Origin of the sequence: Streptomyces sp. ISL-11 (genome assembly GCF_018614525.1) — a bacterium.
GTDB lineage: Bacteria > Actinomycetota > Actinomycetes > Streptomycetales > Streptomycetaceae > Streptomyces.
This window is the reverse complement of the sequence record NZ_JAGGOL010000032.1, coordinates 1-14,018: the sequence shown is the minus strand read 5'-3', so window position 1 is coordinate 14,018 and position 14,018 is coordinate 1. Positions and strand designations below refer to the sequence as shown.

Genomic DNA, 14,018 nt, shown 5'->3' with positions numbered 1-14,018 from the left:
CCGGCCCTCACGCCGCGCCTCCTTCCCGCTCGCGCAGTGCGAGCCGTCTCTGTAACCAGCGCACCCGGTCGCTCGTCTCATCGGCGGCGTCGATCGCCTCTATGCACTGCCAGTACAAGGCGTCCTCATCGGAGGCGCAGGCCACGCCCACCAGGGCTATGCCCGCCTCGCCGAGCAGCCCGCACAGCCCGGCCAACGCACTCCAGGGGTCTCGCACTTCGGTGAGCTGCGCGGCTCGTACGGCCCCGGCGCGCAGCGTCTGCCGCAGCGCGCCGGAGGCGCGGGCGCCCGCCTCGCCGAGGCCGCCCGCCGCGGCCCGGGCCTCGAACGGTCCATGGATCGCGAGATGGCTCCCGATGGCTCCGGCCAGCGCCTGGGTCTGCCATGCCTCGATGACGATGTCCTGGACCTCTCTGGCCTGCGCCAGGGAGGTCCGTGTGGCCCCGATGAGCCGCATTGCGTCCATGCCCGGTCCCCCACGTTTCCGACTGTGCCGCGCTCGCTCGTTCTCACTACTCAGAGTGATGGCTATCCGCCGGAAACGCCAGGGGAATTCAGAAATCTGTGGATACCAGATGCGGTGTGGATAACTCAATCACTCCGGAGAGTGACGGCCGGAGTGACGGTCTTGGAGGATCGGGAACCTCCGCTCGTTGCGGTCGATCTTCGCGGAGAGGGCGGCCGCCGCGTCGACGCCCAGCACCTCGCAGAACTGCAGGAGATACGCGAGGACATCGGCGACCTCGTCCGCCACGCGCCCCGCCGTCTCCGGCTTCTCCATCACCCGCGCGGACTCCTCCGGCGTCAGCCACTGGAAGATCTCCACCAGTTCGGACGCCTCGACGCTCAGGGCCGCGGCCAGGTTCTTGGGCGTGTGGAAGGGCTGCCAGTCGCGGGCCGCGGCGAACGCGGCCAGCCGGTGCTGCAGCGCCTTGAGCTCCCCCGGCCCGGCAGTCCCCTCGACTCTGGCAGCCACCCTGGCCCCAGCAGGCGCCCCGGCCCCTCCGTGCCCTTCGGCCTCTCCGCGTTCTTCCGTTTCTTCATGCTCTTCGGTCACTCCCCCAGGTCTACCACCGCCGGCCACCCCACCGACGACGACCCTTCCGACTCCCCCAACTCCGGACCCACGCCCGCCCCCACCGTCCCCACCAGCCGCACATGCCCCCGTTCGCACATCCGCGCGGCCACTGCCAGCAGCTCACGGACCTGTCGCGGATCCAGGCTCCGGTCGAACCCGTCCGCCAGGACCGTCAGCGCCTGCCGCGCGGGCAGCACCTCCGCGGCCGGGTCCATGTCCAGCACCCCCGGGCCGGTCATGAGCACCAGGCACAGGGCCAGGTAGCGGAGTTCCCCGTCGCCCAGCCGGTCCAGCGGGGTCGCCGGCCCCGGAGTCCGTCCCAGGACCGCTCGTACGAGACCGTCGTCCAGGTCCTCCACCGACAGTTCCTCGACCGGGCCTCGGCACCCCGCCCCCACGGCCGTGACCATGAGCGCGTGGCGGGTGGCGCACTCCAGGCGGGTACGGCCGAGGACGGCGGCGACGTTGTCACAGGCGCCGCGCAGCATTCCGTCGTGCGCGGCGACCGGAGCGCGCATCCGTTCCGGGCGCGGGTCGCAGGCGAAGGCGGCCCTCAGCGCCACCACCACCTGTTCGGCGGCATCCAGGACCAGCCGCTGGCCTGCGGTCTTGCCCGCGACCCGCAGCGGCAGCAGGGCCGTACCGAGCCGGTCGTCGGGCAGGGGCGCGCGGGTGACCGGAACCGTACCGGCGGTGTGCCAGGCCGCTTCGACCCTGCGCAGCCCCGGGTCGCGCAGCGCCGTGGACAGCAGGGTGCGGCCCGAGCCGGTCAGCCGCTCGCCGACCATGCGGAGTTCGGGTTCGGCCTGTACGGCGATGTCGAGGTGGACCGGCCCCACCGGGCCCTCGACGGTGCAGCCGATCCGGAAGCCCCGTCTGCCCTGGGCGTCCGGCCTGGCCTGGTGCGGTACGCAGGCGGGGCCGCCGCCGGCCACGGGGGCGAGGGCTTCTTCGAGGGTGTCGCCGCCCGCGAGCCGGGCGAGTGTTTCGTAGGCCTGGAGGACGCTGGACTTCCCGCTGCCGCTCGGTCCCCGGAAGAGGGTCATCGGGCCGAGGGGGAAGACGGCGTTGCGGTGCGACTTGAAGGCGGAGAGCCGTAATTCGGTCACCGCGGGGCGCTGGTGCTGCTGGGGAAGGGGGACGGTGGCCGGTCGGGCACAGTTTGTGTCCATGCCCGGACCGTATGTGTCGTTCGTTCAGCCAAACCGTTTCAGCGAATCACTCTTCCTACGATCGGGGTATCCCGAGGCCACCTCCGTGCCCTCGGGGGCCAGGAGGAAGACGTTGGTGTCGACCCGGTGCATCCCGCTGCCCAGGCCGAAGACGACACCGCTGGAGAAGTCGAGGATGCGCTTGGCGACATCGGTGTCGGCACTGGTGAGGTCGAGCAGCACCGGCACGCGGGCGATCAGGTGCTCGGCGACCTCACGCGCGTCCGCGAAGACCTGGACGCGGAGGACGACGAGCTGACGCCGGTTCGGCTCGGGCTCCTCCTCGGGCAGGGCCCGGTGGTTGGGCCAGGACGGCCAGGCGTGGTGGCCGCGCAGCGGGACGACCTCGGCCAGTCCCTCCCACTGCTCGTCGGTGGCCTCGGACCTGTTCACCGGATCACCCCTCCGGGGAACGTGGTGGCTATGTACATCCCACAATCCTAGGGACAAGTGTCGCCCATTGGGCCGAATGACACACCGTCCGGCCGACAGGCCCCACGTTACCGGCTCCCCGGGCCGCCGGGGCGGGGCTTCACCCGTTCGGCCCCGGCCGGTGGTCGGCGGCCACGCGCCGTTGCAGGCTGACACCCCGACGGGCGGGCGTTCCGGCGGGCAGCGGGGGTTTCACCGGAAGTCCCTCGCGGACGCGGACGGTGCGGGCACGGGAGAGCGAGATGCGAATAGCCGTCGTCGGGCAGGGCCGTATTGGGGTGATCGGTGCCGTCGCGCTGGCCGAGCGGGGGCACCGGGTCACCGGGGTCGAGCGGGATCCGGTCCGGCTGGGTTCCTTGGCGGCGGGGCGCGCGCCGGTGGCGGAGCCCGGACTTCAGTGCCAGTTGTCCCACGCGCTGGAGTCGGGGCGGCTGCGCTTCGCCCAGGAGATCGTGCCCTCGCACCGGCGGGACCCCTACGACCTCGTCATGATCGCCGTGGGGACGCCACCGAACGCCGACGGGTCGGCCGATCTGTCGCAGGTGACCGAGGCCCTCGACGAGGTCGCCGCCCTGCTGCCCCTGCCGTGCGTGGTGCTGAAATCCACCGTCCCGCCGGGCACCAGCGACCGGCTGATCGGCGCCCACCCCCGGTTGCGCGAGCGGTACGCCTGCAACCCGGAGTTCCTGAACGAGGGCAGCGCACTGGACGACTGGCGCGCGCCTGCGCGCGTGGTGGTGGGCATCTGGTCGCAGGAGGTGCTGCCGGTGCTGCGCCGGATGTATCAGGGGCCGATGTGCCCGTGGGTGGTGACCACGCCGGCCAGTGCGGAGATGGCCAAGTACGCGAGCAACGCCTTCCTCGCCATGAAGACCGGCTTCGCGAACGAGATCGCCCGTCTGTGCACCGGTGCCGAGTTCTCCGTCGACGACGTCCTGCGCGGCGTGGGCTGTGACGCCCGGATCGGTCATGCCCTGCTCCGGCCGGGGCTGGGGTTCGGTGACTTCTGTCTGCCCAAGGACACCGCGGCCCTGGCCCGGTGGGTCGCGGAGAGCGGCGGGCGTGCCCCGCTGCTGGAGGCGGCCATCGAGATCAACAGCACTCAGTCCGGCCTCGTGACGGAGACCCTGTACCGCGAACTGCCCGGCGAACTGGATCAGGCGGAGATCGCCGTCCTCGGCGTGCACCACCAGCCCTGGAACGGTGATCTGCGGGCCGCGCCGAGCCGCGCCGTCATCCCGCGGCTGCTCGCCGCGGCCGCCCGGGTCCGTGTCTGGGATCCGGCCGTCGGCGCCGATCAGCTGACCCGCCTCTTCCCCGGCGCGATACCCGCACCGGACCTGCGGGCCGCCGTCGCCGGAGCCCACGCGGCCGTCGTCCTCACCGAGTGGCCCGAAATCGTGGAGGCCGACTGGCGTGAGCTGGCCGCCCGGCTCGCCCGCCCCCGTGTCGTCGTCGACGGCAAGAACTGCCTGCGGACGGAGGAGCTGGCCGGCCTGCCTCTGCTCTACCGGAGCGTCGGCCACCGGCCCTGTACCGCGGCGCCGGTCGCGTACGAGGTCCGCGGCCGGCAGCCGGCACGCAGCGCCGCGTACGAGGTCCGCGGCACACAGCCGGTACCCAGCGTCTGACCGGGGCCACGGGGGAACCATTTCGACGAGCGCCCGGGGCACGGTCCCGGGTCAGCCCTCGACGCCGGTGGCGGTGTGCGGTGCGCCGACGGGTTTGGACTCCGGTGAGCCGCGCTGGCGGAGGTAGACGGAGAGGACCGCCATGGAGGCGATGGCGAGGAGCTCGGACTGCCAGTTCTGCAGCGTACGGCCCCAGAATTCGGCAGCGCCGAGGTAGTCCGCCCAGCTGATGGGGTTCTGGAACCCGCGCAGTTGCTGCTCGTTGTAGGAGGCCACGCCGGCGACGGACTGGGCGAACCAGGACATCAGGAACAGGGCGCCCATGACCAGCCCGAGCGAGCGGGCGTAGACCGCTTGGCGCCAGCCCTCGGCGGCCGCCCAGCGAGGAGAGTCGGCGCGGGCGTGCGGGCCGACCAGCTGGTCGTGGTTGGATTCGGGGCCCTCTTTGCCGGGTTCCTTGGATTCCGGGGAGCCGCGCTGGACGAGCCAGACGGTGGCGAAGATGTAGAGGAAGAACTGCAGGTATTCGGACTGCCAGTTCTCGCTGACGTCGACGGCGAAGTCGGATGACGTCAGGTAGTCGGCGAAGCCGACCGTGGGCAGGCCGTCGGCGGTGAGGTGGTTGTTGAATTCGGCATGGCCGGCGATCGCCTGTACGGCCAGTGCGAGCAGGAACGCGATCAGGAACGTCAGGCCGAGGGCGTTGTGCCGGAGGAATCGCCGCACGCCGCCGCGGATGCCGGGCGACTTGGCGGGCGCTGCCGCGGGGTGGCTCACCGGTGCATCAGTCCCAGAACCGTGAAGTAGGCCAGACCGCCCACGACCAGCAGCAGGACGATGGTGAACATGGCCTTCATCGCTGTCTCAACCACCCTTGACCGCGCACTGGTACGGGCGTTGGGGGCGCGGGACGCAGCCTGCCGCGGTCACCTTCCACCCGTCGGGGAAGTGGGCGAGGAAGAGGGTGTCGTGTGCGAGGACCGCTCGCGCCTGGTCGCCGTAGACGTCGACGTGCCGTACCGCGCCGGCGGCCGGCAGCTCCTCCTGGCCCACCGCCTGCGCGCAGGGGCTGTCCGCCGAGTGTTCCAGCTCCTCGCGGGTGGCGGGGGCGAGAGCGGCGCACAGCGGTTCGTTCCGCCCGGCCGCCAGCGCCTGTTCAAAGCGGGTGACCGCCGCCAGCGCGTCGTCGCGCCGGGCGGACAGGGTGCCGCACGCCGTCACTGCGGCGAGGGCGAGCACGGTGAGTGCCGCGCCGGTGCGGCGTCGCGTCAGTGGCGCGGCACTCGCCCGCGCGAGGCGTTGCCCGTACGGGCTGCCCCCGGGATCTCCTGGAGGGAAGGACTCCGTCACGCTACGGATGATGTCCTGACAAACATGCCATTACACATCAATTGAGCCATACGGGATTGACCTGGCGAATTCCACAAGGCCTCCCTCGCACATCGACCGATCGCATCGACCGACCGCATCGACGCCACGCCGGAATCACGACTCGAACATGTGTCAACAGCTGCACTCCCCCGAGGGAATCGGCTCGTGAAGCGGCCGTCGCCAGGGAAACATCCACACGATCGGGCAGCTCACGTCCACCCCTTCACCTGCGGACCCCCAAGCCCGATCCGCAGGCCCGCGTCGCCCCGGGCTCCCCGCGACGCGTGCGCGCGGACGGCGGAAAGGCGATCGACGGCTCCCCTGGAGACGGTCATGCGCGACTGGAGACGGTCATGCGCGACGCCGCACTGCTCGTCGTACTGATCACCATGGCCTACAACGTGCCGCTCGCCCTGCGCGGCCTGTTCTTCGCCCGCCGCTCGGACGCCTCACTGCGCACCCAGGTCACCCGCGACAAGAGGCCGCCCGCCCCGCTCCCGGCGGGTTGGAGCGTCTTCGCGCTGGTCCCCTGCCTCAACGAGGAGCGGGTGATCGCCAACACCGTGCGGGCGCTGCTCATGGAACAGCCCGGCGTCCGTGTGGTGGTCGTCGACGACGGCAGCGACGACGCCACCGCCGCCCTCGCCGCGGCCACGGGACGCGGTCGGATCACCGTCGTGCGCAGGGCGCCGCCGGAGGCCCGCCGGGGCAAGGGCGCGGCGCTCAACGCCGGGCTGCGCGCCATCCGCTCCCGCGCCCGGGAGGAGGGGCTGGATCCCGCGCGGGTGCTGGTCTGCGTGCTGGACGCCGACGGCCGGATGACGCCGGGGGCGGCCGCCCGGGTGGTGCCGTTGTTCGAGGACCCGGACGTCGGGGGCACGCAGCTCGCGGTACGCATCCGGGGCCGGCGTCACTGGGCGCTGCGCTGCCAGGACATGGAGTTCTGGGGGCTGAGCGCCGTCGGGCAGTTCGGCCGGGTGGCCACGAAGTCGGTGAGCATGGCGGGCAACGGCCAGTTCACGCGTCTCGCGGCCCTGGACGGCGTCGGGGAACGCCCGTGGTCGGACTCCCTGACCGAGAACCTGGACCTGGGGATCAGTCTGGCGGTGCGCGGCTGGACGGTCACCTCGACGACGGGCGCGTACGTGTCCCAGCAGGGTCTGACCGATCCGCGCCGCCTGCTGCGGCAGCGCACGCGCTGGCACCAGGGGCACATGGGCGCCATCCTCCGACTGCCCGAGTTGTGGTTCCATTCAGCGGCCCCGTTCAGGGCGCGGGCGGAGCTGACGGGCTATCTGCTGGTCCCGTATCTGACGACGCTGCCGTGGTCGGTGCTCCAGCAGTACCTCCTGCTCGCCACGGTGCGCGGGCACGCCGCCCGGCTCGCCGGGCTCGCGGGCGAGCCGGTGGGGACGGCCGTGTGGAAGGGGCTGGCCTGGTACTCGGTGTCCTTCGCCCCCTACCTCGCCTGGGGCCTGGTGTATTGGCGGCGCTCGGGCGACCTGCCGGTCTGGAAGGCCCTCCTCTACTCCCACGCCCAAGTGCTCTGGATCTACCTCTCCTTCGCCGCCGGCTGGCGGGCCGTCTGGCGGCTGGCCGCCCGCCGTACGTCCTGGGCCAAGACCGAGCACGCCGAGGAACCTCTCATAGCCGTCCGCCCACCGGCCGCCCTACCGTCTGTGACCACGCGCCACCCATGAGGCGGGACGCCCCCGGGCATCGGCCGTGGTCAGCTGACGAGGATCTGGGGGCTGGTCTCCTTGAGCTGGGCGTTGGCCCAGCGCATCTGGCGGAGTGTGTCGGGGTGGCATTCCCGGGTCAGGCGCAGGAGTGGCTCGTCCTTGGTGGCCTGGGCGGCTTGGGCCAGCATTTCCCAGTCCACCGAGACCCCTGACGCGTCGGTGTAGATCTTTCGCAGGTCGCGCAGTACGAGCAGGCCGGCCGTAGGGCGCCGGCCGAGGAGTTCGCCGCCCTTCTCGCGCAGTCGTTCGGCGGGTGTCGTGTCGCCGCGGGGCTCGGGGTCGAGTTCCAGGTCGTAGCGGTGAGCCGCCTCGGCCAGGGCGCGGACGTGGCGCTGTGACCAGGTGGCGAGGTCGCGGGCCAGGTGATGGATCTCGTGGTCGGCCTTGTGGCGTTCGGAGACGAGCAGCAGGTGGTGGGCGAGTGCGTTCTCGCTGTGGTGGAGTTCGCGGAGCACGGCGGCGATCTTCACGGGGTCTCTCCTGCGGTCGTGGGGGCCGGTTCCTCGTCGACCATGGCCGCTTCCCCTCCGGCGGTCGGTGCGATCCCGGCGGTCACGGGTGCCGATGCGGTGGTGGTGGGGGCCGCGGCCGGTGTGTCCCGTGGGGCGAACAGGTGGATGCGGGCGGCGGCGGTCTTGTAGAGGGGCTGTTTGGAGGCGGGGTCCCAGTCCGTCGGGGTGAGTTCGTTCGCCGCTCGCGGGGTGCCGTCGGGTTCGTGGCCGGCTTCGGTGTCCCAGTAGCCGTAGTGGAACGGCAGGAAGAGCACGCCCTCCGCGATGGCGGTGATCCGCGCGGCGGCCCGGACGGAACCCCGCGGCGTCGTCACCTCCACGAGGTCGCCTTCGGTGATGCCCGCCGCGTCGGCGTCACGCCGCGACAACTCGACCCACATCCCCGGTGCGGCAGCCTGTAGCTGCGGGGCGCGCGCCGTCTTCGTACGGGTGTGGAAGTGGTAGAGGGTGCGGCCGGTGGTGAGCAGCAGGGGGTACTCGTCGCTGGTGCGCTCGTGGGGCGGCAGATAGCCGGCGGCCTTGATCACCGCCTTGCCGTCGGGGTTCATGGCGCGGTACTCGTCCGGTTCCAGGGGTGCCCCGGTGACCAGGTCGCGGCCGTAGCTCTCGCAGTAGTCGGGTGCGCTGAAGAAGCGGCCGTCGGCGTAGAGGCGCTCGGTGCCGTCGGGGTGGCCGGCGTCGCACGGCCATTGCGTGCCGCCCCGTTCGCGGAGCCTGGCGTAGGTGATGCCGGTGTAGTCGCACGGGCGGCCGCGGGAGCATTCCTTCCACGCCTCGAACGCCGCCTCCGGGCCGGCCCATTTCACCAGGGGTCCGCCGTCCTTGTCCCGCAGGTCGAGGCGGGTGGCGTAGTCGAGGAAGATGTCCAGGTCGGGCCGGGCCCGGCCGGGCGGTTCGACGGCCTTCTCGCAGAGGTGGACCGTGCGGTCGGCGTTGGTGAAGGTACCGGTCTTCTCGCCCCAGGTGGCGGCGGGCAGGACGACGTCGGCGAGCTGGGCGGTCTCGGTCGGGAACAGGTCCTGCACGACGAGGAAGAGCCGTTCCTGTGCCAGGAGGGAGCGGACGCGGCGCAGTTCCGGCAGGGACACGGCCGGGTTGGTGCCGGAGACCCACAGCATGCGGATCGAGCCGTTCTCCACGTAGCGCATCATCTGCATGGCGTGGGTGGGTGGCGCGTAGTGCGGGATCCGTTCGGGTTCGACGTTCCAGATCCGGGCCAGGTCGGCGACGTGGGCGTCGTTGGCCCAGTTGCGGAATCCCGGCAGGTCGCCGTTGGCACCGCACTCACGGGTGTTCTGCGCGGTGGGCTGGCCGTTCATCTGCAGGACGCCGCAGCCGGGCCGGCCGAGCATGCCGCGGATCAGGTGCAGGTTGTTGACCTGCACGGCGGCCGCGGTGGCCTGGTGGGACTGGTAGAAGCCCTGCAGGACGGTGGACAGCAGGCGCTCGCCGCGACCGAGGATCCGCGCGGCCCGCCGGATCTCCTCGGCGGGGACGCCGCAGCGGGCGGCCGCGTACTCCGGTGTGCAGTCCTCGACCCGTTCGGTCAGTTCCGCGTAGCCGACGACGTGGGCGTCGAGGTAGTCCCGGTCGGTCCAGCCGTTCGCGATGATCTCGTGCAGGAGGCTGTTCATCAGGGCCACGTTCGTGCCCGGTCGCGGCGCCAGGTGTACGGTCGCGGCCCGGGCGACCGGGCTGGGCCGGGGGTCCACGCAGATCACGGCGGGCGGATCCGGCCCGGCGAGGCGGTCCAGGACCCGGCTCCACAGCACCGTCTGCGTCTCGGCCATGTTGTGCCCGAACAGCGTGATGACGTCGGCGTGGTCGATGTCCGTGTACGAACCGGGCTGACCGTCGCACCCGAAGGACTCCTTCAGGGCCGCCGCGGCGGTGGCCGTGCACAGGCGGGTGTTGCCGTCGAGGTGATTGGTGCCCAGCCCGCCGTGGGCGATGAGGGAGAGGGTGTAGTACTCCTCCAGGAACAGCTGGCCGGTGGTGTAGAAGCCGATCGCCGAGGGCCCCTGCTCGTCCATGAGCTCGCGGGTGCGTCGTACGACGAGGTCCATCGCGGTGTCCCAGTCGCTCTCCACCAGCGCGCCGTCCGCGTTCCGGACGAGGGGGCGGGTGAGCCGGTCCGCTGATGCGTTGGCCTGCCAGCCGAAGAGGTCCTTGGGCCCGAGCCGCCCGTGGTTGACCCGGTCGCGGGCGTGCCCGCGCACCCCGACGATGCGCCCGTCCTTGACGGCGATGTCCATGGCGTCGCCGTTGGAGTGCAGGACCGACGCGGCGGGCACCCAGCGGTCGACGTCGCCGGCACCGACGCCGGCCTGGAGGTGGGAGTCCACCCGCACGGGCCATGGCTCACCCCGCCCGTAGGGCGTACGGGCGCCCCAGGGCTCCGCGATCCGGTCCCTGCGTACCATGCCGGCCTCCTCTGCCGTCTGCCCCGGGTGCCCGGCCTCAGCTCGGTGGTGCGCCCAGGGGGAGTGTCTGCAGTGCCCTCGCGGTGCCGTGGAGGTTGGCGGCCATCGCGCGGCCCGTCCTGTGGGACCAGTCGTGTCCGCGTTCGTCGTCCAGGTAGTCGGGGCCGGCGCCGGGCCCCAGGTGCCAGTACGTCCACGCCTGCCCGGGGATGGTGTAGCCGATGTCGCCGAGCGCGCCGACGATCTCGCTGATCACGTGGTGGGCACCGTCCTCGTTGCCCGTGACGACGACCCCCGCCACCCGGTTGTACGCCACGGGCCGCCCCTGGTCGTCCGTCTCGGAGAGCATGGCGTCCATCCGCTCCAGCACCCGCTGGGCGACCGACGAGGGCCGCCCCAGCCAGGTGGGCGACGCCATGACGAGAATCCGCGCCTCCAGCAGCTTCCGGTGCACCTCGGGCCACTGGTCACCGGGCCCGGCGGCCTCACTGGTGACTCCGGGCCGGATGTCGAGGTCCACCGCCCGTACGAACTGCACCTCCACTCCGTACGAGACGAGCTGCTCGGCGACGACATGGGCCAGCGCCTCCGTATTGGAGGGCTCGGGCGACGCCTTGAGCGTGCAGTTGACGACCAGTGCTCTCATGCGGTGACCGGTACCCGGAATCGGGAGGGGCAGGGCATGGGGTGGGGCTGATCGGGTGAACGGGGAGGGGGGACGGGGGTGCGGCCGCCGCGGCCGGCTCGGGGCGTCGCGGCGGCCGGTCGCTCAGTTCGCCGGTGTCCGCCAGGTGTGCGGGAGCTCGGCGGTGTGCTCGCCCGGGGCGGGGGCCGGGGTGGGGGCGGCGGCGGGGGTGCGGATGAAGCGGGGGGACGGGGCGGGCTGGTGGGTGCCGGCCACCTCCACGAAGGTGCCCCGCTCGTGCAGGGCCGGGTGTCCGGGGGCCTCGGTGGGGTTCAGGACGGGGACGACGCATGCCTCGTGCTCGTCGAAGACCTTGGTCCAGTGGTCCCGGGTGTGCTCCGCGAAGGCCGCCGCGAGGCGGGTGCGCAGGGCGGGCCAGGCGGCTTCGTCGGCGCGGTCCGGCAGGGACGCGGGGTCCAGGGCCAGGCACTCCAGAAGCGTGGCGTAGAAGCGCGGTTCGATGGCGCCGACCGCCACGTACAGGCCGTCCTGGCAGGCGTAGGTGGTGTAGAAGGGCGCGTCGGTGACGGTCACGTTGCCGGGGAGGTCGCGCCACTGACGTGTCATCACGTCCAGCATGGCCGCGCCGTCGACCATCGCCGCGTCGACGACCTGACCGCGGCCGGAGCGGGTGCGTTCGTGGAGGGCGGCGAGGATGCCGAGGGCCTGGAGCATGCCGCCGCCCGCGAAGGTGGAGAGATACGTGGAGGGAGGGGCGGGAGGGGCGGGAGGGCCGGCGGCGGGGCGGTCGCTGTCGAGGAGTCCGGCCATGGCCAGGAAGCTGATGTCGTGGCCGGGGCGCTGGGCCCAGGGGCCGGCGTGGCCCCATCCGGAGAGGCGGGCGTAGATCAGGCGCGGGTTGCTCGCCGTGAGGGCGTCGGGGCCCAGGCCGAGGCGTTCGCACATGCCGGGGCGCATTCCTTCCAGGAACACGTCGGCCCGGTCGATCAGGGAGCGGACGTCGCGCAGGTCGTTCTCGACCTTGAGGTCGGCCGCCATGGAGCGGCGGCCGCGGCCGAGGGGGTCGGCCGCGTGGTGGCGGCCGCCGGGTGCGGGGCGGTCGATCCGTACGACGTCCGCGCCGAGGTCGGCGAGGAGGGTGGCGGCGTAGGCGGTGGGGGCGCCGCCGGCGAGTTCGACGACGCGCAGGGTGTCCAGGGGGCCCATTTCGGGTTCCTCATTTCCTTTTCGGATCAGTGCTGTTCGGGGTTCCGTATGGTCTGCCGGTCGGCTGTCTTTCTATGTTCCGGGTGTTTCCCTTTCTGTTTCTCAGGTCATGAATGGAGTGGTTTCCCATGGGAGTTGTCTACACAGCCGATGTGGTGTCGGAGGGGGACGGCCGCAACGGGCGCGTCCGGTCGTCGGACGGCGTTCTGGAGCTGGGCCTCGCCGCCCCCAAGGAGGTCGGTGGCCCGGGTGGTTCGACCAACCCCGAGCAGCTGTTCGCGGCGGGTTATGCGGCGTGTTTCCACAGCGCTCTGCGACTGTCGGCGCGCGAGGCGCGGGTGGTTCTGACGGAGGACACGGTTTCCGCACGGGTTCATCTGGAGCGGGGTGAGAGCGGATATTCGATCAGTGCCGACCTCGTCGTCGGCCTGCCCGGTGTCCCGGAAGAGGTCGCACGGTCCCTGGTGGACCAGGCGCATGGCCGCTGCCCCTATTCCAAGGCGGTGCGCGACGGTATCCGGGTCGGCATCACCCTGGTGTCCTGACCGCTTTCGCATCGAGAGGTGGCACCGCTGCCGGGTCCGGGAATTTCCGCGGGCCCGGCAGTGGTGTGTCGCAGCTGCCGGGCCCGGCAGCGGTGTGCCGCGGTTCAGGAGGCTTCCGCCGCCGCGGCGGCCTTGGCGGCGGCGGGCAGGGCGGACAGCACCCGGTCCACGGCGCGGTCGTCGTGGGACGCGGAGACGAACCACGCCTCGAACGGCGACGGCGGCAGGTACACGCCCTGGCGCAGCATCGAGTGGAAGAAGGCCCGGTAGCGGTGGGCCTCGCTCGCCTTCACGGCGTCGTAGTCGGTGACGGGCCCGGAGGCGAAGAAGACCGAGAACATGGTGCCGGAGTACTGGAGTCGGTGGGCGACGCCCTCGGCGGTCAGCGCGGCGGAGACATGGCTGCCGATCGTGGCGGCGACGTCGTCGAGGCGGTTGTAGACCTCCTCGGTGCAGTTGCGGAGCGTGGCGAGGCCGGCGGCGGTGGCGACCGGGTTCCCGGCGAGGGTGCCGGCCTGGTAGACGGGGCCCGCCGGGGCGAGGTGGTCCATGATCTCGGCGCGACCGCCGAAGGCCGCGGCCGGGAAACCGCCGCCCATGACCTTGCCGTACGTGAACAGGTCGGCGGCCACTCCGTCGCGTCCGTACCACCCGTCCGGTGCGGCACGGAAGCCGGTCATGACCTCGTCGGAGATGAAGAGGGCCCCGTGGCGCGTGCAGATGTCCTTCAGGCCCTGGTTGAAACCGGGCAGGGGCGGGACCGCGCCCATGTTGCCGGGGGCGGCCTCGGTGATGACGCAGGCGATGTCGCCACCCTGCTCGGCGAAGGCCGCCTCGACGGCGGCGAGGTCGTTGTAGGGCAGGACGATGGTGTCGCCGGCCTGAGCGCCGGTCACGCCGGGGGTGTCGGGGAGTGCGAAGGTGGCCAGGCCCGAGCCGGCGGCGGCCAGGAGGGCGTCGACGTGGCCGTGGTAGCAGCCGGCGAACTTCACGATCTTCGTACGGCCCGTGAAGCCGCGGGCCAGGCGGATCGCGGACATCGTCGCCTCGGTGCCGGACGTCACCAGGCGCACCCGCTCCACGGGGGCGACGCGGGCGGTGATCTCCTCGGCGAGGGCGATCTCCCCCTCGGTGGCGGTACCGAAGGACGTGCCCTTGGCCAGGGCCCCGCGGACGGCCTCCATGACGGCGGGGTGGCGGTGGCCGAGGATCATCGGCCCC

At 72.1% G+C, this 14,018-nt stretch carries 14 protein-coding genes; 3 read left to right on the top strand and 11 right to left on the bottom strand.

Features of this window, described 5'->3' with window-relative positions; genetic code table 11:
• Window positions 1–7 precede the first annotated feature (7 nt).
• The 4 genes from J7E86_RS09190 to J7E86_RS09175 all read right to left on the bottom strand — a co-directional run bounded on the left by J7E86_RS09190 (window position 8) and on the right by J7E86_RS09175 (window position 2,682).
• Complete coding sequence (locus J7E86_RS09190; RefSeq protein ID WP_215081053.1) at window positions 8–466, bottom strand: DUF6099 family protein; 459 nt, start codon at window positions 464–466, stop codon at window positions 8–10.
• 129 nt (window positions 467–595) lie between these two features.
• Complete coding sequence (locus J7E86_RS09185; protein ID WP_308312532.1) at window positions 596–976, bottom strand: nucleotide pyrophosphohydrolase; 381 nt, start codon at window positions 974–976, stop codon at window positions 596–598.
• Between the two features lie 77 nt (window positions 977–1,053).
• Window positions 1,054–2,250 (bottom strand): AAA family ATPase, encoded by a 1,197-nt coding sequence (locus tag J7E86_RS09180; RefSeq protein ID WP_251018881.1) that lies wholly within the window; start codon window positions 2,248–2,250, stop codon window positions 1,054–1,056.
• A gap of 24 nt (window positions 2,251–2,274) precedes the next feature.
• Window positions 2,275–2,682: a cell division protein SepF gene (locus tag J7E86_RS09175; protein WP_215081051.1), complete on the bottom strand. Its 408-nt coding sequence runs from the start codon at window positions 2,680–2,682 to the stop codon at window positions 2,275–2,277.
• Window positions 2,683–2,963: 281 nt separating this feature from the next.
• Between J7E86_RS09175 and J7E86_RS09170 the strand changes: the two genes are divergently transcribed.
• The gene (locus tag J7E86_RS09170; protein ID WP_215081050.1) at window positions 2,964–4,352 is read left to right on the top strand and encodes a UDP-glucose/GDP-mannose dehydrogenase family protein; all 1,389 of its coding nucleotides are present in this window, start codon (window positions 2,964–2,966) and stop codon (window positions 4,350–4,352) included.
• A 51-nt stretch (window positions 4,353–4,403) separates the two neighbouring features.
• Here J7E86_RS09170 and J7E86_RS09165 read toward each other — a convergent pair whose 3' ends face one another.
• Window positions 4,404–5,129, bottom strand: coding sequence for a DUF6766 family protein (locus J7E86_RS09165; RefSeq protein ID WP_308312531.1), 726 nt, complete (start codon window positions 5,127–5,129; stop codon window positions 4,404–4,406).
• 87 nt (window positions 5,130–5,216) lie between these two features.
• Entirely contained in the window at window positions 5,217–5,702 is a 486-nt protein-coding gene (locus J7E86_RS09160; protein ID WP_308312530.1) for a hypothetical protein, read from the bottom strand.
• A 374-nt stretch (window positions 5,703–6,076) separates the two neighbouring features.
• Between J7E86_RS09160 and J7E86_RS09155 the strand changes: the two genes are divergently transcribed.
• Window positions 6,077–7,423 carry a glycosyltransferase family 2 protein gene (locus J7E86_RS09155; protein WP_215081049.1) on the top strand — a complete coding sequence of 449 codons (1,347 nt, stop codon included), beginning with the start codon at window positions 6,077–6,079 and terminating at the stop codon, window positions 7,421–7,423.
• A gap of 29 nt (window positions 7,424–7,452) precedes the next feature.
• Here the strand turns inward: J7E86_RS09155 and J7E86_RS09150 are convergent, their stop codons facing one another.
• The 4 genes from J7E86_RS09150 to J7E86_RS09135 form a co-directional block, all read right to left on the bottom strand.
• On the bottom strand, window positions 7,453–7,935 hold the full coding sequence (locus J7E86_RS09150) for a hypothetical protein (protein ID WP_215081048.1): 483 nt from the start codon (window positions 7,933–7,935) through the stop codon (window positions 7,453–7,455).
• Complete coding sequence (locus J7E86_RS09145) at window positions 7,932–10,400, bottom strand: molybdopterin oxidoreductase family protein (protein WP_215081047.1); 2,469 nt, start codon at window positions 10,398–10,400, stop codon at window positions 7,932–7,934. Before J7E86_RS09145 ends, J7E86_RS09150 begins: the two co-directional genes overlap by 4 nt.
• A 37-nt stretch (window positions 10,401–10,437) precedes the next feature.
• Window positions 10,438–11,046, bottom strand: a complete 609-nt coding sequence (locus J7E86_RS09140) for a flavodoxin family protein (protein WP_215081046.1) — start codon at window positions 11,044–11,046, stop codon at window positions 10,438–10,440.
• A 123-nt stretch (window positions 11,047–11,169) separates the two neighbouring features.
• Window positions 11,170–12,252: a CaiB/BaiF CoA-transferase family protein gene (locus J7E86_RS09135; RefSeq protein ID WP_215081045.1), complete on the bottom strand. Its 1,083-nt coding sequence runs from the start codon at window positions 12,250–12,252 to the stop codon at window positions 11,170–11,172.
• A gap of 128 nt (window positions 12,253–12,380) precedes the next feature.
• Here J7E86_RS09135 and J7E86_RS09130 point away from each other — a divergent pair, with 128 nt between their 5' ends.
• Entirely contained in the window at window positions 12,381–12,797 is a 417-nt protein-coding gene (locus J7E86_RS09130; RefSeq protein ID WP_215081044.1) for an organic hydroperoxide resistance protein, read from the top strand.
• 104 nt (window positions 12,798–12,901) lie between these two features.
• Here the strand turns inward: J7E86_RS09130 and J7E86_RS09125 are convergent.
• On the bottom strand, window positions 12,902–14,018 hold a 1,117-nt coding region (locus J7E86_RS09125), incomplete at its 5' end, for a glutamate-1-semialdehyde 2,1-aminomutase (protein ID WP_251018879.1).